Origin of the sequence: Sphingobacterium sp. UBA7253 (genome assembly GCF_002472745.1) — a bacterium.
Taxonomy (GTDB): Bacteria; Bacteroidota; Bacteroidia; order Sphingobacteriales; family Sphingobacteriaceae; genus Sphingobacterium; species Sphingobacterium siyangense.
Map to the genome: position 1 here is coordinate 1 of NZ_DKSP01000221.1, position 1,601 is coordinate 1,601.

2 protein-coding genes are annotated in these 1,601 nt (G+C 35.6%); one reads left to right on the forward strand and one right to left on the reverse strand.

The annotated features are described in order from the left end of the window. Window positions 1–93: 93 nt before the first annotated feature. On the reverse strand, window positions 94–705 hold the full coding sequence (locus B2X72_RS22525; protein ID WP_198386031.1) for a hypothetical protein: 612 nt from the start codon (window positions 703–705) through the stop codon (window positions 94–96). Window positions 706–906: 201 nt separating this feature from the next. Between B2X72_RS22525 and B2X72_RS22530 the strand changes: the two genes are divergently transcribed. Further along, entirely contained in the window at window positions 907–1,482 is a 576-nt protein-coding gene (locus tag B2X72_RS22530; protein WP_088160258.1) for a non-canonical purine NTP diphosphatase, read from the forward strand. Window positions 1,483–1,601 lie beyond the last annotated feature (119 nt).

Genomic DNA, 1,601 nt, shown 5'->3' on the forward strand with positions numbered 1-1,601 from the left:
TCATAAATAAGATATTTAATCTCCAGAAGTTATTTTAAAACTAAGCAAATCAAACGGGGGCAAGCCGTAGCTCACGCCCGCATGTAACATGTACTATTTAATCTTCTTTGCGATTAATTTTCCTAGCGATTTACCTGTCTTGGCATAACCTTCTGCCATTCTATCGTTGTTGTTTGCGACACCACCATAAGCACTTCCAGGAGCTTTTTCACTATCTATTTCCAGCAATACATGCGATGGATTTTCTGTTTCAACAAATTTAAGAACTGTACTCACTTTGGCAGCCTGTGCCATTACGCCAGCATACCATCCTGGGTAAATCCATATGGATTGCACAATAAGTGTATATTTCGCATTTGGATTTTTGCTGCTTTCGATATTCACATTTCTGTTCAGTAAAGAGATGAATTTATTCTGAAAATCATTTGCTTTTGATTGTTCCCAATCGGATTTCCAGATTTCTCCTTCCATTTTTCCTTTGCTGTCGGAAATCTCCTTTACCCTTCTTTTGACATATTCTTCCTCTGAGATTTTCTCATTGTAAAACGTTAATGGGGTATAATCAAATTGAACATTTAGCTCTTTCTGATCTTGTAAAAAATTAAAATTTCCGGATAGAACTTTTAAGCTTTGTGCGATAGAAACCGCAGGGATAGCCATCAATACAAGTAGCATTAATTTAATTGCAACATTTAAACTTTTCATTTTTGTTAGTGGGTTAATAATGCGTAAATATAAATTAAAAATTCTTTTCTTACCAAATGTGTATTACGAAGTAATTTGAAGCTGGATCTGAATACGTGTTGTAATTCTTTATTAAGGATTGGGGTTTTTCGGGAGGGAGGTATAAATAGCATAGTTTCGTAAGTATTTCTTACTTTTGGATTTTACTTTATTTTCAAGAAGATGCTAGAACTAGTGTTTGCAACCAATAATGCCCATAAACTAGAAGAGGTCCAAGCGATCGTTGGGGATGCTTTTGTCATTAAAAGTTTAAACGATATTGACTGTCAGGATGATATTCCAGAAACAGGTATAACATTTGAGGAAAATGCACAGCAGAAAACAGACTATTTGGTTAATAAATATGGCCTTTATTGCTTTGGTGATGATTCGGGATTGGAGATAGACGCATTAAATGGTGAACCGGGAGTTTATTCAGCACGTTATTCCGGATCGAGGGATATGGAAAAGAATATTGATCTTGTCCTGAAAAATTTAGGCGATAACCCCAATCGTACAGCGAGATTCAAAACAGTTATTTCATTATATTTGAATGAGCAGCAGCACTTTTTTGAAGGAAGTATCGAGGGGAAAATTACTGAAGAACGCAAGGGTATTGATGGTTTTGGTTATGATCCCATTTTTATTCCGAATGGCTATGATAAAACTTTTGCGGAGATGACTGCCCTGGAAAAAAACAGCATAAGCCATCGCGCGATTGCTGTCGGTAAACTTGCTGAATACCTAAAAACAAAATAGGTTATATTAAGGAACTCATTTGAGTTGTAAAATAGAAATTTCCATTTATCTGAGGTAGGGAATGAGCACATCTGATAGGATCAGCAGATAACTTAAATACAAAAAAGCAGCGCAAAACA